Source organism: Solimonas fluminis (genome assembly GCF_002930645.1).
In the GTDB taxonomy this organism is placed as follows: domain Bacteria; phylum Pseudomonadota; class Gammaproteobacteria; order Nevskiales; family Nevskiaceae; genus Solimonas_A; species Solimonas_A fluminis.
In genome coordinates, this window is record NZ_PSNW01000005.1 from 293,059 (window position 1) to 311,654 (window position 18,596).

Annotated in this window: 14 protein-coding genes and 2 tRNA genes; 10 read left to right on the forward strand and 6 right to left on the reverse strand. The window is 65.2% G+C overall.

Annotated elements, in window-relative coordinates; genetic code table 11:
* Positions 1–1,524: a conjugal transfer protein TraG N-terminal domain-containing protein gene (locus C3942_RS11535; RefSeq protein WP_011805401.1), complete on the forward strand. Its 1,524-nt coding sequence runs from the start codon at positions 1–3 to the stop codon at positions 1,522–1,524.
* Between the two features lie 16 nt (positions 1,525–1,540).
* Here the strand turns inward: C3942_RS11535 and C3942_RS11540 are convergent, their stop codons facing one another.
* The gene (locus C3942_RS11540; RefSeq protein WP_031754974.1) at positions 1,541–1,915 is read right to left on the reverse strand and encodes a DUF3742 family protein; all 375 of its coding nucleotides are present in this window, start codon (positions 1,913–1,915) and stop codon (positions 1,541–1,543) included.
* Positions 1,916–2,138: 223 nt separating this feature from the next.
* Between C3942_RS11540 and C3942_RS11545 the strand changes: the two genes are divergently transcribed.
* The 3 genes from C3942_RS11545 (at position 2,139) to mobH (ending at position 5,848) form a co-directional block, all read left to right on the forward strand.
* Complete coding sequence (locus C3942_RS11545) at positions 2,139–2,897, forward strand: type IV toxin-antitoxin system AbiEi family antitoxin domain-containing protein (protein ID WP_165797422.1); 759 nt, start codon at positions 2,139–2,141, stop codon at positions 2,895–2,897.
* Entirely contained in the window at positions 2,890–3,810 is a 921-nt protein-coding gene (locus tag C3942_RS11550) for a nucleotidyl transferase AbiEii/AbiGii toxin family protein (RefSeq protein ID WP_104230486.1), read from the forward strand. The genes C3942_RS11545 and C3942_RS11550 overlap by 8 nt, the downstream gene beginning before the upstream one ends.
* A gap of 202 nt (positions 3,811–4,012) precedes the next feature.
* Positions 4,013–5,848: a MobH family relaxase gene (gene mobH, locus C3942_RS11555; protein ID WP_104230487.1), complete on the forward strand. Its 1,836-nt coding sequence runs from the start codon at positions 4,013–4,015 to the stop codon at positions 5,846–5,848.
* 26 nt (positions 5,849–5,874) lie between these two features.
* On the opposite strand, the gene C3942_RS11560 is transcribed toward mobH, so the two are convergent.
* The gene (locus C3942_RS11560) at positions 5,875–6,174 is read right to left on the reverse strand and encodes a helix-turn-helix domain-containing protein (RefSeq protein WP_003282197.1); all 300 of its coding nucleotides are present in this window, start codon (positions 6,172–6,174) and stop codon (positions 5,875–5,877) included.
* Positions 6,175–6,280: 106 nt separating this feature from the next.
* Between C3942_RS11560 and C3942_RS11565 the strand changes: the two genes are divergently transcribed.
* Positions 6,281–6,907 carry a LysR substrate-binding domain-containing protein gene (locus tag C3942_RS11565; protein WP_031275171.1) on the forward strand — a complete coding sequence of 209 codons (627 nt, stop codon included), beginning with the start codon at positions 6,281–6,283 and terminating at the stop codon, positions 6,905–6,907.
* 47 nt (positions 6,908–6,954) lie between these two features.
* On the opposite strand, the gene C3942_RS11570 is transcribed toward C3942_RS11565, so the two are convergent.
* Entirely contained in the window at positions 6,955–8,808 is a 1,854-nt protein-coding gene (locus C3942_RS11570; protein ID WP_104230488.1) for a tyrosine-type recombinase/integrase, read from the reverse strand.
* Between the two features lie 238 nt (positions 8,809–9,046).
* Positions 9,047–9,120 (reverse strand) — tRNA-Gly (locus tag C3942_RS11575).
* A gap of 952 nt (positions 9,121–10,072) precedes the next feature.
* On the opposite strand from C3942_RS11575, the gene thiS reads away from it, so the two are divergent.
* The 5 genes from thiS to C3942_RS11600 all read left to right on the forward strand — a co-directional run bounded on the left by thiS (position 10,073) and on the right by C3942_RS11600 (position 14,603).
* Positions 10,073–10,273, forward strand: coding sequence for a sulfur carrier protein ThiS (gene thiS, locus C3942_RS11580; RefSeq protein ID WP_104230489.1), 201 nt, complete (start codon positions 10,073–10,075; stop codon positions 10,271–10,273).
* A 58-nt stretch (positions 10,274–10,331) separates the two neighbouring features.
* A complete protein-coding gene (locus tag C3942_RS11585; protein ID WP_104230490.1) occupies positions 10,332–12,818 on the forward strand; it encodes an AsmA family protein in 2,487 nt (828 codons plus the stop codon).
* Between the two features lie 141 nt (positions 12,819–12,959).
* Entirely contained in the window at positions 12,960–14,078 is a 1,119-nt protein-coding gene (gene mutY, locus C3942_RS11590) for an A/G-specific adenine glycosylase (RefSeq protein WP_104230491.1), read from the forward strand.
* Entirely contained in the window at positions 14,054–14,332 is a 279-nt protein-coding gene (locus C3942_RS11595; RefSeq protein ID WP_104230492.1) for an oxidative damage protection protein, read from the forward strand. The genes mutY and C3942_RS11595 overlap by 25 nt, the downstream gene beginning before the upstream one ends.
* A gap of 195 nt (positions 14,333–14,527) precedes the next feature.
* Positions 14,528–14,603: transfer RNA gene (locus C3942_RS11600), tRNA-Phe, on the forward strand.
* A gap of 367 nt (positions 14,604–14,970) precedes the next feature.
* Here C3942_RS11600 and C3942_RS11605 read toward each other — a convergent pair.
* Positions 14,971–16,881 carry a PAS domain-containing hybrid sensor histidine kinase/response regulator gene (locus C3942_RS11605; RefSeq protein WP_279331118.1) on the reverse strand — a complete coding sequence of 637 codons (1,911 nt, stop codon included), beginning with the start codon at positions 16,879–16,881 and terminating at the stop codon, positions 14,971–14,973.
* 276 nt (positions 16,882–17,157) lie between these two features.
* The gene (locus tag C3942_RS11610; RefSeq protein ID WP_104230494.1) at positions 17,158–18,486 is read right to left on the reverse strand and encodes a GAF domain-containing sensor histidine kinase; all 1,329 of its coding nucleotides are present in this window, start codon (positions 18,484–18,486) and stop codon (positions 17,158–17,160) included.
* Positions 18,487–18,596 lie beyond the last annotated feature (110 nt).

Below are 18,596 nucleotides of genomic sequence, written 5' to 3' on the forward strand. Positions count from 1 at the left end.
ATGACGCTCTACACCACGGACTACTTGGAGTATTACCTGACCCTGGTGGCTTGGGTGGTCAACAACGGCATCTGGAGCATCCTCGTGGCCAGCGGCGTGTTCGCGCTGCCGTTCGTGGCCATCGTGATCCAGGAATGGCTCAAGGCCCGCAGCGAAGGTGCGGACGAGGGCAACAAGGGCGTGCTGTCGTCGATGCGCATCGAGAACCGGGTGTGGGTGGCGATCGTGGTCATCATGTTCGCCGGCATCCCGTTCATCCCGGTGGATCTCGCCACGATCAGGTTCGACACCACGCGCTCCGCGCAATGCCAGGTCAGTGTCCCGCTGCCCAACGACACGGGCTGGTCCAACGTCTACACGGCGCTCAACGACCAGAGCGCGCTGGTGCCGGTGTGGTGGTTCTTCATGCACGCGCTGTCGAAAGCCGTGACGGGCTCCGCGGTGGCGGCGATTCCCTGCGGCACGGACCTGCGTCAGATTCGCATGGATGTGGATGCCACGCGCATCGACGATCCGGTGCTGGCACAGGAGGTCGCCGACTTCACGCACGACTGCTACGGGCCGTCGCGCGCCAAGCTGTTCATGAACCGGCCGACGCTCTCCGACGAGCAAATGAACGACGTCACCTGGATCGGGTCGAGTTACTTCCTCGACACGCCCGGCTTCTATGACACCTATCGCGCCAAGACCCCACGCACGGCCTGGCCCTACGACGCGACCCGCGATGCAGGGTTGGCACAGGTGGACAGCGGCGGCGGCTATCCGTCCTGCCGGCAGTGGTGGGCCGATGGCGGCCAGGGACTGCGCAGCCGGCTGCTGGCACAGGTCGACCCGGACCTACTGACCCGCATCGGGCGCTGGGCGGGCTTCCTGTCGCAGAGCGAGGTCAATGACTCGGTGATCCGCGCCGTGGTCTCACCGCGACAGCAGAAGATGAACCAGGGCGCCGTCTACACCGACTACGGTGGCCAGATCGACAAGACGCTGCCGAACGTTGTCACGCGCGGCGCAAGCGACCTGGGGTTGACCGTCGGCTCGCTGGCCTTCTTTCCCGCGATGGACGTGGTGCGCCAGGCGCTGCCGATGGTGCTGACGATGCTCAAGATGGCGCTCGTCATCTGCATCCCGCTGGTGCTGCTGATCGGCACCTACGACCTGAAGACGGTGGTGACGGTGAGCTGCGTCCAGTTCGCGCTGTTCTTCGTGGACTTCTGGTTCCAGCTCGCGCGCTGGATCGACAGCACGATCCTGGACGCGCTCTACGGCTGGGGGTTTGGCGCGGACAGGCCGCACACGAACTTCGATCCGTTGATCGGTTTGAACAACGCCTTTGGCGACATGCTCCTTAACTTCGTCATGGCGATGATGTTCATCGTGCTACCGGGTTTCTGGGTAGCTGCGCTCGCGTGGGTTGGTGTCCGCGTAGGCAACATTTCGCAGATGCTCTCAGCAGCCACCGATGGCGCCAAATCTGCGGGAGGCAAAGGCGCTGACCTTGCAATCAAAGCAGCGAAGGCGAAGTAGCGCCGAGAGTGGCGAGCTACTCGTCGTCCGCGCTGCCGCCGTCAATGCGTACCTCGCCCCGGTAGAGACCGTATCCGTCCAGGCCGTTTCGCCATTGAGGCTCGTCATCATCACTGCTTTCGTCGGCATCGACGTTGCGTACCATCCAGGCAGCGATCCCTGCAAAGGCCAGCAGCAGCGCCAGCCAGAACGCGGAGTAGAGCAGCACACCAAGCACGGCCAGCTTCACGATCCAGAGCACCGCCGTCGCCGCGCTCGCGGGCACCCCGCGCGTCACCAGCCAGCCGGCGACACGCTGCTCGCGGCGCAGGTATCCACGCCAGGCACGGCCAGCCCCCCGGCCCAGCCGGTGGCTCCAGCGCCCGTTGTGCGTGTTGGTGGTCATGCTCATATGCCTCGGCTTCAGTGGTGCCTCACCTCGCGGAGTGGCCGGTCGTGGCCTGCCCTCCAGCATAGACCGCGATCAGGAGGGCGGGTTGCGGCTAGCAGAGTCGGGTTGGCTCGGGTCGCAGGTCGATTAGATTCTGCACGATAACTCAAACTCTATGCTACTTTCCATGCACGTTCTTGCAATGGCTCTAGTGACTGATTGGATTCCGTGCTATTTTTACAGCATGGATGGAAATTCTAGGCATCAGGTAATCAAGCGGCTGCAGGCGGGACTCCCCCGCGGGGCGCCGTTCGACCTTGCCACCCTGAGCCAGTTCGGGGTGTCGCCCCAGCTCGCCGCCCACTATGCCGACGGCGGGTGGCTCGTGCGCTTGGCCCATGGCGTCTATGCCTTCCCGAACGATGAATTCGGGGTCTACGGTGCGCTGAAGTTCCTGCAACAGCGCGTGCCCGGCCTGCACGTCGGCGGCAAGAGCGCCCTGGCCCTGCAGGGTGTGCGGCACAACCTGGGCAGCCGGGAGGCGCTGGTGCTGTGGGGCGACGGTCGCTTTGCGTTGCCGGTCTGGTTCACTTCGCGCTTTCCGGCCCGCTACGTCCACGCCCGCCTGTTCGACTGGCCGGACACGGCGCTGGCCGGCAAGACCCTGACCACGCCGCCTGGCCTGCCCGAGGATCTGCGGGTGGCAGCCCCCGAACGTGCCGTGCTGGAGCTGCTGTACGAAGCCGGCGTCAAGCAGAGCCTCGAAGAGGCCCGCAACCTCTTCGATGGACTGCGTTCCCCCCGCAAGGACTTGCTCGGGCAACTGCTGTCCTGCTGCACCAGCGTGAAGGCCGTGCGCCTGTTCCTCACCTGGGCGCGCGAGACCAGCCTCGTGGATGTCGATGCCCTGCTGGAGCAGTACCCGGTTCGCACCGGCAGCAACACGCGCTGGATGAGCCGGCTCGATGACGGCACCTTGCTGAGCCTGAGACCTCATGGATAAGACCTACGCGGACACCGTTCGCCTGCTGTTGGCCGTCGCGCCCGACGTGTTCGCCAACGACATCTTCGCTATGAAGGGCGGCACGGCCATCAACCTCTTCGTGCGGGACATGCCGCGCCTGTCGGTGGACATCGACGTGGTGTACCTCCCGTGGCAGACGCCGCGCGACGAAGCGCTGCAAGCCATCAACCAGGAGCTGGCCGCCATCGCCACGCGCGTTGCACCACTGGGCGTGCAGACACGCCTGGTTCGCGCCAAGGATCTGGGGGACACCAAGCTGATCGTCGAGAACGACGCCAACCAGGTGAAGATCGAGGTCAACGTCGTGTTCCGAGGCAGCGTGCTGCCCGTGGAGCGGCGGCCGCTGAATGCCAAGACCAGCGATCTGTTCGGCGTCGAGTTCGAGCTGCCGGTTCTGGCACCGGACGAGCTGTACGCCAGCAAGCTGGTGGCTGCGCTGGATCGGCAGCACCCCCGCGACCTATTCGACGTGTGGCAGCTCTACGAATCGGGCGACATCAGCGACGGCATGGTCGAGTGCTTCGTGATCTATCTGGCGGGCCACAACCGGCCGCCCCACGAAGTGCTGTTCGGCAACGACAAGGACATCGCCGGCGAGTACGAGCGGGCCTTTGTCGGCATGACCGAAGTGGACTGCTCCCTGGAGACACTGCTCGACGCTCGCGCCAGGATGCGGCGCGAGCTGCCACAGCGACTGAGCACCGCGCACAGGCAGTTTCTGAGCGGGCTGGCGCGCGCAGAACCGGACTGGTCGCTGGTGCAGTGCCGGCACGCCGCGCAACTGCCGGCACTGCGCTGGAAGCTCGCCAATCTCGAAACATTCCGCAAGCGCCGTCCCGACGACTTCGCAGCGCAATCCGCCGCCCTCGACACCGGCTTGGGCCAGAGCTGACGAACGTCCCGCAGCGCCCCACTTGCCGGGGTTGCCCCATGCCGCATTCATCGTGGCAGCCGCGAAGCAGCGGCCCTATACCCAAAGGCTTCCGACAAAGGCCAAAGGGCTGGGAAGGGGCAAAGGAAGGGCGCCAAGGGGAAAGGCCCTATCCTGAAAAGGCCAAAAGGCGCCCCGAGCAGCCCGTCATCCGGGGTTCGCCATGCTCTCGCTGTTCCAGCGCAAACGGGTGCCACCCACCGCCGGCACACCGCCCACCTCCGCCATCGAAACTCCGAAAGGGTTGACGCGGCCGGAGTCGGCCGCATCGCTGCTGGCCACGCCGCGTCGGCAGAAACTGCTGGAACACATCTGGCAGCGCACCTCGCTCTCGCGCCGGCAGTTCGCCACGCTCTACCTCGCCCCACTGGAGCGCTACGCCGAGCTGGTCCAGCAGTTCCCGGCCTCCGAGAACCACCACCACGCCTATCCGGGCGGCATGCTGGACCACGGCCTGGAGATCGTCGCCTATGCGCTGAAATTGCGGCAGTCATACCTGCTGCCTGCGGGCGTCACGCCGGAGGCACAGGCGGCCCAGGCCGAAGCCTGGACCGCAGGCACGGCCTACGCGGCCCTGCTGCACGACATCGGCAAGATTGCGGTCGATCTGCACGTCGAGCATGCCGACGGCAGCGTCTGGCATCCCTGGCACGGCCCGCTGCGAAAGCCCTACCGCTTCCGTTACCGAAAGGAGCGCGAGTACCGCCTGCATAGCGCCGCCACCGGGCTGCTCTACGCGCGCCTTCTCGATCGGGACATCTTCGACTGGCTCAGCGGCTATCCCGACCTCTGGGCCGCGCTGCTGTACGTGCTGGCCGGCCAGTACGAGCACGCCGGCACGCTCGGCGAGCTGGTCGTGCAGGCCGACCAGGCATCGGTCGCCCAGGAGCTCGGCGGCGATCCCAGCAAGGCGCTGGCGGCGCCCAAGCATGCGCTGCAACGCAAATTGCTCGACGGCTTGCGCTACCTGCTCAAGGAAGAATTCAAGTTGAACCAGGCCGGCCCGGCGGACGGTTGGCTGACCCAAGACGCCCTGTGGCTGGTGAGCAAGACCGTCTCCGACAAGCTGCGCGCACATCTGCTGTCGCAGGGCATCGACGGCATCCCGGCGAGCAACACGGCGGTGTTCAACGTGCTGCAGGATCACGGCATCGTGCAACCGACGCCGGATGGCAAGGCGATCTGGAAGGCTACCGTCACCAGCGAGGCCGGCTGGTCGCACGCCTTTACCTTCCTGAAACTCTCGCCGGCGATGATCTGGGATGCCGTCGACCGGCCGGCGCCGTTCGCAGGCCGTGTGCAGGTCGAAGAGGAACAGGCGGAGCCGCCGCCGCTGGCGCCGGCGGTGGCCGATGGGCCGCGCGTGGAAGGCACCGAAGCTGCACCCGCGAGCACGGCGCCGATCGCATCCGCAGCCACGGACATCGGCGTGGCCGCGCTGCTCGACCTGCTGGGCGACACTGCTCCATCCACAGCGCCGGAGATCGCCGAGGCCGAGCCGGCCCCTTCGACCGTGCCCCCGCCGCAGATGAGCCTCGCGCCTTCCCAGGATCGCGCGGAGCCCTCCGGGGCGCACTTCATGGCCTGGCTGCGTCAGAGCATCCAGACGCGCAAGCTCATCATCAACGACGCCAAGGCCCTGGTGCATACCGTCGCCGGTACGACCTATCTCGTCAGCCCCGGCGTGTTCCAGCGCTACGCGCAGGAGTACCTTCAAGTCGCCGCGCTGGCCAAGCAGGAGAAGCTGGAGGGGTGGCAGTGGGTGCAGAAGCGCTTCGAGAAGTTGGGACAGCACCGCAAGCAGCCGAGCGGGCTGAACATCTGGACCTGCGAAGTCACGGGGCCGCGCAAGTCGCGCCGGCTGCACGGCTACCTGCTCGTCAGCCCGGATACGCTGTTCCAGGAGACGCCGCCAGACAACCCATACCTGCGGCTCGTCAACGAGGCCGCAAAGCGCGAAGATTCAGCCCTTGGGGGCAAGGACGACGATCAGGCGTAGGCATGCGGCCGCTGTGCGGGCCGGCTTCAATCCGCGGATGGGGCCGACTCTGCCAGCTTGGCTTCGGTCAGAGTCATCAAGTGGGCGGAACTGCATTTCAGCGCACGGGCAATCTTGAGGATGAGAGGGAGCGTGGGGACATGCTCGCCGCGCTCGATCTTGCCCATGTGCGACCGTTCGATGCCGGCCATGTGGGCCAGCGTTTCCTGAGCGATGCCCTGGTTGGTTCTTTCTTCCCGCACGGCAGCCCCAAACGCGATGGCTGGTTCCGCTTCGTAGGTAGTGGTGCCGGTGGGGCGGCCCCTTTGGATCGAACGCTTTGGCATTGCCAAGAGCGTCGAACACGGTCACGATTTAAACCACGTTAAACTTAACTCATTCAACGGCTTCGAGATCAGTTGCCACGAGTTCACCGCCTGGGGGGAGCTGGACGTGGAATCGAGTGACATCACCGCCGAAATTCGCATGGCCGTCCTCGGCGAATGGGTGCCTCCCCAGCTCGCCGACGTGCTCGCCCTGCAGCGTGCCGAAGAGCCGGAGACTCATGCCGTCCTGGCCGGCTGGACAGATCCCGGTCGAGGCGCGGAGCTGCCGGACGACGGCTTCGACTTCGCCTTGTCTGCGGTTTCCCGGCAGTGGCCTGGCTGGGTATGCGAACCGCTGTGGCATGACACGCTGGCGGTCGCCGTGGCCAAGCGCTCCCACCTGCTGGCCTACCGTGAAGTGCCGTGCGGTGAAGTGCTCAAGCAGCGCTTGATCTGCTCGCAGTCCACGGCCGATGAACCATGGCGCATGACCGTGCAGCGTGTGTTCGAAAACGCGCTGCAAGAGCGAGAGCAAACGGTGGAGACATTCGATGTGGCGATGACGCTGGTTGCCGCCGGGTACGGGATCGCCATTGCACCTGCCGCGAGACTGGCGAGCTACTTACGCCGAGGCATCGCCGTGCGGCCGCTGGCCGGCGCACCAACGATCGTGATGGCTTACCTGCTCCGCCGCGACGCTTCCTTGTCGGACACCCAGGCCAGATTCGCCCGCCGCGCGCGCTTGGTGTCCTGACAGAGGCGCGGGGATCGGGGTTTCGCCACGATCCCGCATTCCTGCTGCTAGGCGACTCCGACTCGCAGCGGGGTCCATTCGCTTTCCTTCACGGCTGCGCTCACTGCCATGACGAGCTTGTCGAGATTGCTGGCCGTCACGCCCTCCAGTGCCGAATGCCCCCGCAGCATCGAGCGCGGTTGCAGCAGTGCATGGTAGATCTGCCAAGGATCCGCACCCCTGGTCAGCTTCAGGACGGACTGGATCAGCTCGTGCTTGAGTGGGTCGAGGTGCCAGTCCGGCACGCGCTGGCCGCGGTTGCCTACGTTCAACGCCAGCAAGTTGCCCGCCTTGATCTCGTAGCTGATCCACCTGCGGGATTTGCCTGCCATCTTGGCAAACGCAGCGACGGGAAGGTTGTGCGGCGCCTCGAAGACATCGAACAGTTCCATCCTCTCGCGCTGAATGTCCGAAGGCACCAGCGGCGCGGCCGATCGAGGGGGCGGAACCGCCGGCAGCCGATGTGCGGCGGCAGAAACCAACGGCATGGCGTCACCCGGCTTCGTCACCAGCAGGATTGGCGAAGCGGCAACCGGCGTGGAGGGCGCGCTTGCGGTTTGCTCACTCGGGAACGCGGGCACGCCTTCCAGATGCACGGTGAGCGGCATGCTGGCTGCCTCGACCTGGTTCTGCTCGAAGAGGTCGAGCCGATCGGCCCAGTCCTGCATCATGCGGCGACGCTGCTCCACGTACTCGGCATGGTTGTAGGTCGCGCTGACCTTGTTGGGATCGACATGCGAGAGCTGTGCATCCACCCAGACCTTCGGGTAGCCGATCTCGTTGAGCGCAGTGGACATCGTGCCGCGGATGCCGTGTCCGGTCAGGCGTTCCTGATAGCCCATGCGCTTGAGCGCACCATTGAGCGTGTTCTCGCTGATGCGCTTCTTCAAGTCGCTGTCGTGCCGGAACAGGTGGCGCTGGGCCGGCTTGAACTCATCCAGCAGGTGCCGGACGATCTCCATGGCCTGAATCGACAGCGGCACGATGTAGGGCGGGATGTCCTTTGGCTGCTGCCGCTTCTTGCGCATATCCAATTGGAGTTGCTTCACGACGTCGGGCGGGATGATCCACAGCCCACGGTCCAGATCGAATTGATCCGGCGTCGCCTGTCGCAGCTCTCCGGTTCGCACGCCGGTCAGCAGCAATAGCCGCAGCCCGAGCTGGGTCTGCCGCCTGCCGCGATAGCTGCGTAGCCGCTGCAACAGCTTCGGCAGTTCGGCCATGCGCAGGAACGGGTTGTGGTTGACGGGTGGCAGCGGCAGCGCCACCACATCGAGATCGGAGGCGGGGTTCTGTTCCAGGCCCGGCACGATCACCAGCGCGTAGCGGAACAGTTGGTTGAACCACGTCCTGACTTTCTCGGCGACGGAGAGCGCCTTGCGCTTCTCGATCTTGGCGATCACCTCCAAGAGGTCGGGACGCTTGATCTCATAGACCGACCGCTTGCCCAAGGCGGGCAGCACATCCTTGTCGAAGATGCGCGGAAGTATCGAGAGGGTCGTCTGCCGGCCTTCCTTGAGGCTGAGCCCGCGATGCTTGAGCCACTTGCGATACACCGCCTCGAAGGTGTTTTCGTCGGCGAGCCGGACAGCGGTGCGCTTCTGCTTGCGGTGAACGCGAGGATTGGTGCCTTTGGCCAGCAGGGCGCGCGCTTCGTCGCGCAGGCTGCGGGCCTCGCGAAGCGTCACCTCCGGGTAGGTGCCGAGCGACATCCGCTTCTGCTTGCCCGCCCAGTAGTAGCGGAAGTGCCAAGTCCTGCCCCCTGCAGCCGTGACGGCCAGGGAGAGGCCATCCAAGTCAGGGAGGGTGTATGCCTTGCCAGTTGCCTTGGCCTGTCGAACGGCCAGGTCTGAGAGTGCCATGCTCTTGCTCCTGAACATGAGTCAGGAACCAGATGCTGGTCACGTCGACCTCGCCCCTCCATCAACAATCCGGAATCAGCCGCGCCCACAAAAATGGACTTGTTTGTGGACTTAAAAGTCCCGGCTGTAGGCGGATCGCAGTGGACTACGGCAGACCGTCAAAGAGAGGAAAAGTCTTTGTGCGGCAACGACTTGCAGACTCTCTTGGACTTCTGCGGAAGTCCGCAGATTGATACAGTGGAGCGGGTGATGGGAATCGAACCCACGTCAACGGCTTGGGAAGCCGCCGCTCTACCATTGAGCTACACCCGCACCGAGGAAAAACCCATCGGAGAGACGCACGTATCCCCCGCAGGGGATTTGCGTTCCCCTTTGGGGCGGAGTGGCTACAAGACTTATCTAGCGATAAGCCACCTGCCGGAAGTCAGCACGCTTTCGCGTCGGGGCGATCATTTCATCCCCTATACAGCCCATTATAGGCTGCCATTCGCTTTTTCCGACATCCTTTACCCGCCTGAGCATCAGCAGACCTTGCGGCCTACCTTGTCCGATCTCGATTGGAGGCTGATGTAACTGCCCTTGCTCGATCACCGGACGCCCCGACGGGCTTACCGCGTTCCACATAAGTAACAGGTGTTGCGAGGACTCTGTCTTTCCGCCGGTGGTCCCGTTGTCTGCGTGCGCTGACCAAGCAGCAGCACATCCGACCACGTGCTCTTGCGAGCCGGACGCGTCAAACGCCATGCGTCCGTTTAGCTTGACGACGGTTCAACGACAGTTCACTTGCGTTAGTCCTGCAACCCAGCCTAGCGCCGCCGCGAGTGCGTTTCTCGCGTGCACAATCCCCCTCACGGGGGTACTGTCCCCCTGAAGGGAGCTACATTCTCAGAGCGCTCAGCACAGGCCCGTTACCAGACCCGCACCGCTCTTAGGCTACAGGGTGCAGAAACCCTGGTCTGATCCGAAACTCCGGTCAGACAATTACTTATGCGGCTTACGCCGCGTAGACATGGGGCCGTATACCGCGGCGACACCCATGGGTTACCACTTGTGATGCTGCTAGTTTTATCACTCTGCGACCTTTCGGCCCCGTGGTGACTAGGCTAACTACCTACGCGACTCGCGTCGCACGCTTGGGAAGCTGCAGTTCTACCATTGAACTACACCCGCGCAGGACCGCCAGTTTAAGCCATCGCCTCGCCGAGTCACCACCCTGGCCGCGCAGGGACTCTGGTCTGCAAGGCCAGCGCGATAGAATCCGGGCATGAACCTACAGATCAACGGTGAAGTCCAACATCAGGCCGAGCCCTGCTCGGTGGCACAGCTGGTGGAGCGCCTGCAGCTCGCGGGCAAGCGCCTGGCGGTGGAGCGCAACGGCGATATCGTGCCCCGCTCCACCTATGCCCAGACCTGGCTGGCCGACGGCGACCAGCTGGAGATCGTGCAGGCCATCGGCGGCGGCTGATCGAGATTTTTGTTTGCATAAACAACAAAAGTTAAATAAATAATCACGGACGGATCCCATGAACAAGCCCCTGAAGTACCTGCTCATCGGCGTTGGCGTGGTGATCCTGCTGCTGGCGGGCGCCCTGGCCGCCGCCGCGACGCTGTTCGACCCCAACGACTACCGCGACACCATCGCGGCCAAGGTCAAGGAACAGACCGGCCGTGATCTCCAGCTGGGCGAGATCGGACTCAAGGTCTTCCCCTGGCTCAAGGCCAGCGCCAGGGGCGTGGTGCTCGGCAATGCACCGGACTTCGGCAGCGAACCCTTCGCCCAGGTCGGCGAGGCCGACGTCGGCGTGAAGCTCTTCCCGCTGCTGTTCGACCGCAAGGTGGAGGTCAGCACGGTGAAGCTCTCGGGCCTGCGCCTGAATCTGCAGGTGGACAAGGACGGCAGGAACAACTGGGCGGACCTGGCCAAGGACAAGCCCGAGGAAGAGAAGAAGGAGGACAAGGCGGGCGGCTTCGACATGAAGTCGCTGGACATCAGTGGCGTCGAGATCAGCGACTCCTCCGCCAAGTACAGCGACGCCCGCAGCGGCAAGAGCTACCAGATCGACAAGCTGCGCCTGGAGACCGGCGCGCTGTCGCCGGGCAAGCCCTTCGACGTGGCGCTGGGCCTCACCGCCATCGCCAGCGCGCCGGCCGCCAGCGCCGACCTGGACCTGAAGACCACCGTGGACTACCAGGCCGAGACCTCGCTGCTGAAGCTCAGCGACCTGGCCCTGAAGCTCAAGGCGGCCGGCAAGCAGGTGGCCGGCGGCAAGGACGCCAACGCCGACCTGGAGCTGAGCGGCGCCGCCACCGTGGACATGGCCAGGAAGCGGGTGGGCACCGAGAACCTCAAGCTCAAGCTCAAGGGCCAGGGCATGGGCCTGGACGCCGACACCGAGCTGGCGGCGCAGGTCCTGGCCGACTACGGCCAGAAGCTCTACAACGCCAAGGGCCTGGTCTTCACCGGCACGGTAGCGGGCCAGGGCGTACCGGGCGGCAAGCAGCCGCTCAAGCTCAGCGGCGACTTCTCCTACGACGGCGCCAAGGGCGCCATGGCCTTCGAGAAAGGCGCGCTGGCGGTGGCCGGGCTGGACCTGAAGACCACGATCCGCGGCGAAGGCCTGGGCGAAGGCGGCACGCCGCGCCTGCACGGACCCATCAGCATCGCGCCCTTCAACCCGCGGCCGCTGATGAACCAGCTGGGCATCAAGCTGGAGACGGCGGACCCCGAGGCGCTGAAGAGCGTGAGCCTGGCCGCGAACTACTCCGGCACCTTCAGCTCCGCGCGCTTCGAGCAGATGAACTTCAAGCTGGACCAGACCACGATGCAGGGCATGTTCGGCCTGCGCGACTTCAAGGCCAAGGCGATGGAGATGGCGCTGAAGATCGACGAGATCAATGCCGACCGCTACCTGCCGCCGAAGAAGCCGGGCCAGGAAAAGCCGGTGGCCGCCGCCGGCGACAAGAAGTTCGACGACCAGCCGCTGCCGACCGAGGCCCTGCAGAAGCTCAACGCCAACGGCACGCTGGACATCGGCAAGCTGACCATCAACGGCCTGAAGCTGAGCAACGTCAGCCTCAAGCTCAGCGGCGCGCCCGGTGCCACCCAGGCGCAGAACATCTCCGCGCAGCTCTACGGCGGCAAGGTGTCCCTGAGCAACGCCATGACGCCGGGAAAGGAGCCGGGCTACGCCATCAGGACGCAGCTCAGCGCGCTGCAGGCCGCGCCGTTCCTGAAGGACCTGATCGGCAAGGACCCGGTCAGCGGCCTGGGGAACTTTGACGTGAGCCTGAACAGCCGCGGCAACACCTACGGCGAATTCAAGAAGGCCCTCAACGGAGACCTGTCCTTTCGCATCGAGAACGGTGCGGTGAAAGGCTTCAACCTGGCGCAGACCGTGCGCAAGGCCAAGGCAACGCTGGCCGGCAACATGAACTACACCGAGACCGAGCAGCCCGTCACCGACTTCACCGTGTTCACCGCCACCGCCAAGATCATCAACGGCGTGCTCAAGAGCGACCTGCTGGATGCCGCCAGCCCCCTGTTCCGCGTGGCTGGCGAAGGCCAGGTGGACCTGGTGAACGAGACCATCAACTACCTGGCCAAGCCGACGATCGTGAACACGATCACCGGCCAGGAAGGCAAGGGCCTGGAGCAGCTCAAGGGCATCATGATTCCCATCCGCCTCAGCGGGAACATGTACAAGCCCAAGGTCTCGCTGGACCTCAAGGCCGCGCTGCAGCAGCAGGCCACCGAGAAGCTGCGCGAGAACCTCAAGGGCGAGGAAGACAAGCTCAAGGCCAAGCTCGGCGAGAAGCTGGGCATCCCCACCGAGAAGGACGGCAAGCCGCTGGACAAGCAGGAGTTGAAGCAGGAGCTCAACAACAAGCTCGGCGACCTCCTGTTCGGCAAGAAGAAAAAGCAGGAAGCGGCGCCCGCGCCCGCACCGGCCCCTGCCGAACCGGCCGCCCCCGCCGAGCAGAAGCCCGCGGAGGCTGCGCCGGCCAAGTGAGCTTCCTGCCAGGCCATCCCCAGCAAGGTCCCAGAAATCCGTTCATGCCGAGCCTGTCGAAGCATGAACGGATTTCCCGCGCCGGCCGTTACCTGAAACCGCCCGCACTTCGACAGGCTCGGCGCGAACGGGGGCCGTCTCATGCCGCCCGCTAAGAGAACCGCTGCGCTCGCGTCCTTCTCCGACCGCCTGCTCGCCTGGTTCGACGTCCACGGCCGCCACGACCTGCCCTGGCAGCATCCGCGCACGCCCTACCGCGTGTGGCTGTCGGAGATCATGCTGCAGCAGACGCAGGTGGCTACGGTCATCCCCTACTTCGAGCGCTTCCTGCAGCGCTTCCCCGATGTCGCTTCTCTGGCCGCCGCTCCGGTGGACGACGTGCTGGCGCTGTGGGCGGGGCTGGGCTACTACGCCCGGGCCCGCAACCTGCACCGCTGCGCGCAGGCCGTGGTGAACGCACACGGCGGCGAATTCCCGCGCGACATCGAGGCACTGCAGGCGCTGCCCGGCATCGGCCGCAGCACCGCCGGGGCGATCCTCAGCCAGGCGCATGGCGACCGCCATGCGATCCTCGACGGCAACGTGCGGCGCGTGCTCTCGCGCCATGCCGCCATCGAGGGCTGGCCCGGCGCGCCGGGCGTGCAGAAACAGCTGTGGACGGTCTCCGAAAGCCTGCTGCCGCAGGTGCGCATGGCCGACTATACGCAGGCCATCATGGACCTGGGCGCCAGCGTCTGCAGCACGCGCAAGCCGGCCTGCGCCCTCTGCCCGCTGACGCAGGACTGCGGCGCCCGCATCGCCGGCCGCACCGCGCAGATCCCCGGCGCCAAGCCCAAGCCGAGGCAGCAGCGACCGGAGCGGGCCACGCAGGTGCTGCTGATCGAGAACGAGCGCGGCGAACTGCTGCTGGAGCGCCGCCCGCCCGCGGGCATCTGGGGCGGCCTGTGGTGCCCGCCGCTGGTGGACGAGGGGGCAGACCCCGCCGCCGCCTGCCGCGAGCGCTACGCCCTGGAACCCGGCCCCGCGCAGGCACTGCCGCCGCTGCACCACGCCTTCAGCCATTTCGACCTGGAACTGCGTCCGCTGCGGATGCGGGCCAAGCCGGCCAGCACCGTCCGCGAAACCGCGGAGCTGGCCTGGACTAAAATGGGCGACCCCAACAAAGGCCTGCCCGCGCCGATCCGCAAGCTGCTGGACGCGCGCCGGAAAGCCGGCCCCTTCGAGAACGACGAGACATGCCCCGAACCATCCACTGCGTAAAGCTCGGCACCGAAGCCGAAGGCCTGGACCGCCCCCCCTACCCCGGCCCCCTGGGCAAGCGCATCTACGACAGCGTGTCCAAGCAGGCCTGGAACGACTGGCTGGCCCACCAGACCCGCCTGATCAACGAATACCGCCTGGCCCTGGCCGATGCCCAGGCCCGCAAGTTCCTGGCCGAAGAAATGGAGAAGTTTTTCTTCGGCGGCGACCTGGCGCAGACCGGCTTCACCCCGCCGCCGAAGGCCGGGGATTGAAAGTCCCCACGCCGGCGCTTCGATAGCCGACGCTTGCGGCAGGAAAAAAGCGAGGACAGATCGGTTAAATTTTGATCAACGCGCGGGGAAGTCCCAGGGAAAACGCCGTTTTCCTTGACTCCCCTCCCTCGCCCCGCTTTAATACGCGCCCTCGCCGCGCAATGCGGCAGGGTTTCAAGCAGCAAATCGCAGTTTGGCCGGGTAGCTCAGTCGGTAGAGCAGGGGATTGAAAATCCCCGTGTCGGCGGTTCGATTCCGTCCCCGGCCACCATTACGAATCCAGCTTTGGCGCGCGGAATCTCACCGCCGACCCTTCGGGTCGGGGTTGTCCGGCACATCCTTGTGCCGTCCCCTCGCTCACGCTCGGGCTACGCGCAATGGCGCTCCTGCGCCATTGTCGATTCCGTCCCCCGCCACCATGACGAATCCAGCTTTGGCGCGCGGAATCTCGCCGCCGCCCCTCCGGGTCGGGGTTGTCCGGCACGTCCTCGTGCCGTCCCCTCGCTCGCGCTCGGGCTACGCGCAATGGCGCTCCAGCGCCATTGTCGATTCCGCCCCCGGCCACCATTACGAATCCAGCTTTGGCGCGCGGAATCTCGGCGCCGACCCTCCGGGCCGGGTTGTCCGGCCGACGCCGTCTAGGGCTCCACCAGCAAGGTCTTCAGCATGGACGCAATCCGGCCTGCTTCGACCGGCTTGGTGAGGTGGGCCTGGAAGCCGGCCTCTATGCTCGCCGCGCGGTCGCTGTCCTGCCCGTAACCGGAGATCGCGATGAGCTTCGGGGGATCGATGATCTCGGCGGCGATCCTCCTGGCCACCTCGCGTCCATTCATGACCGGAAGGCCTATGTCGAGCAGGACGACCTCGGGTCCGAGCCGCTTTATGGCCTCCAGGGCGGCGAGGCCGTCGTATGCCGTCTCTGCCCGGTAGCCCAGCGATGCCACCAGCATCGACAGCATGTTCGCCGCATCCTGATTGTCATCCACGACCAAGACCAGTTTCTGCCGCTGGTCGCGTGCAAGGCGGCTTTCCGGCCTGACGATGACGGGAAGCTCCACGACGAACTCGCTGCCCTTGCCGGGCTCGCCGGCGCTGAACAGATGGATGCTTCCACCGTGAAGGTGAGCCAGCTGCCGGCAAAGCGCCAAGCCTATCCCCAGGCCTCCTTCCGGCCGGTCGATATCCTGCTCGCCCTGGACAAAGAGATCGAAAACAGAATCCTGCAGTTCCGCCGGGATTCCTACGCCGTCATCCTTCACCCGGATCTCCACGCTCTCCCCCACCACCACGGTGGAAATGTCGATGCGCCCGTGCCGCGGGCAGTACTTGGCGGCGTTGGCGAGGAGGTTGGTGACGATCTGGACCAGGCGGACGCGGTCACCGCTCACCCACGCCGGGGACCTCGCAGTGACCGTCAGCGTATGCTCCTTCTGCTTCATGGCGGGCTGCACCGACTCGATCGCCTGGTCGATCACGTCCGCGATCGGGACAGGCTTTCGGTCGAGCCGGATTTTCCCGCTGGTGATCCTGCTCACATCCAGCAGATCATCGATCAGGCGCGTGAGATGGCTGATCTGGCGATCGATCACTTCACTGGCTGCCCGCGCCATCTCCGAGTCGCAGGGGACTTGCTTCAGTATGGCCACGGCATTCACTACGGGGGCCAAGGGATTGCGCAACTCATGCCCCAGCATCGCCAGGTATGAAGAGACCTGCCGGCTTTCGGACTCCAGCGTGGCGATACGGCGTGCGTCCGTGAGGTCTCGCATGACCTTGGCGAAGCCGCGGTGCTTGCCACGCTCGTCGAATACCGGCGTCAAGACCACCCCCGCCCAGTAGCGAGTGCCATCTTTGCGGAGCCTCCACCCCTCATCGACGAAGCGGCCCGTCTCCAGCGCCCCGGCCATCTCGCGCTCCAGCGCGCCAGATGCGGCCTGCGCCGCGGGATAGAAAATGCCGAAGTGCTGGCCGATGACTTCACGGCTGGAGTAGCCCGTGTTCTTTTCCGCCCCGGCGTTCCAGCTCACGACGAAACCGGCAGGGTCGAGCATGAAGATCGCATAGTCCTTCACGTTCTCCACCAGCAGCCTGAACCGCTCCTCGCTGGTCCGAAGCAGGATTTCCTGTTCTCTTCGCTCGGTCAGATCGCGCGTTACCTTGGTGAAGCCCCAGGGAACTCCATTTTCGTCGTCGAGTCGCGTGATGATCACATTGGCCCAGAAACGACTGCCGTCCTTGCGGACTCTCCAGCCCTCGTCTTCGAATCGTCCGATCAAGAGGGCCTGCTGCAGCTCGTGCTGCGGCCACTGCCGTTCCACCATCTCCTGGGGGTAGAAAATGGAGAAGTGCTTTCCCTCGACCTCCGGGAAACTCCAGCCCTTGAGCTTCTTCGCCCCGACGTTCCAGCTGCGAATGGCGCCATTGATATCGAGGAGGAAGATGGCGTAGTCCCCTATCGCCTCCACCATGCTCTGGAAATCCTCGGCGCGAATGGGTCTTGCGCCCAGGGGCCGGCTCAAGCGCTCAGGGCCAATCGGAGGATCTAGCATGCGGGTTGCTCGAACGCTGGCGGGGATAAGGGTTTGCCTGCATTCCTGCAGCAAGCGGGAAGCCCGGGGAGAATGCGGGGCGCGGGGCTCCATGGGCGACACCGGCCGGCGCCAGGCCGCCAGCCCTCCCGACGGGTCTTCCAGGGCGGCTCGCCCGGAGACCGGACGCCTGCCGCATGCGGCATCGATACCTCGGCGTGAGTGCAGTATGCATGGGTTCAGCGACACGTCTGGCGCCGCGGGTTGGCGGGCCGCCACGGCCTGCGCGATGCGCGGTCAGCCGGGCCTGGGAAGGCGGACAGTAAAGATGCTGCCTCTTCCGGGGCCGGGGCTCGTCGCTTCCACGCTGCCTCCATGGAGATCGACCAGGCGCTTCACCAGGTGCAGCCCTATGCCCAGGCCGCCGATGGAGCGGGGCCTGGTGCGATCATCCTGCGAATACATCTCGAAAATATGCGGCAGGAACTCCGCGGGAATCCCCATGCCTTCATCCCGCACGGCAATCTCCACCGCCATGGGCATGGCCTGGATTTCCAGCCATATGGTGGCCATTTCGTTGCTGAATTTCGAAGCATTGCCGATGAGATTGGACAGCACCTGGGCCACGCGAGCCGGGTCCACATTCAGGGCAAGGCCTTGATCGAGGCCTGCGATTTCCAGGCGCTGATGCTTCTGGTCCAGCAATGGCTGGCAGATCTCGATCGCCATCTTCAGGACATCGGCGGCCATGACAGGGCCTTTACGCAATTCCAGCTTTCCCTGCGTCACTCGCGCGATGTCGAGCAGATCGTTCACGAGCCGGGCGAGAAGATCCTTCTGGCGCCGGATGGCCTGGCGCGCATTGCTCTGTGCTTGCGCATCCGCACGGCAGCTCTCGAGAACATCCAGTGCCAGCGCCATCGTCCCCAGGGGATTGCGGAGTTCGTGGGCGATGATGGCAAGAAACTCCTCCTTGCGGCGGTCCGCCTCCCGCAAGGACGCTTCGGCCTCCCGGGCCTGCTGCGCGCTGCGCTGCCGCTCGATCGTGAATGCAAGCTGCCGGGCCACGACAACCCCCAGCGAGATCTGGTCCTTGCCAAAGCCATGGGGCGCGTCATGGTAGGCCATGAACTTCCCCACGAGCCTGCCTTCGGCCACGAGAGGCATGAAGCAGACGCTCAATATGCGCTCATCCAGCACGGCCGACTTCAGCGCTCCGCCAAGATCCGCACTCGCAACGTCGGGGATGTAGACCGGCTGCGGGTTGGGATCGTCCAATCGCCAGGGGGAGTGGCCCTCCACGGCGGCACGATAGCCATCGCTCAGCCCGTTCCAGGCCACAAAGCGCATGACGCTGTCCTGATCCGAGAGCAGAATGGCAGCGCGGGAGCAGCCCATCGCGGACATGATGGCTTCCAGCGCCGCCGGGTAGACCTCGCGGATGTTCGAGGCGCGGTAAAGGCGATCGGTGAACCGGAAGAGAACGGCAGCAGGTCCGTCGGCTACGACGACGGGGTCTTGCCGATCCGAATGTGCCGGGGTCCGTGGCTTGGAGCCCGGCTGCGCGGGGACATAGCCCTCGCGAGATGCCGGACCTGAAGGTCCGACCTTACGGCCACAATCCATGTGCCCTCCGCATCTTGTTGATTTCGCCCGGCGGGCGAGTGCTTAACCTACTCGCAAAGCGGCGGGAAGGGAAATGTGGCGTTTTGCAAGCCACATATCCGGCGTTAGCG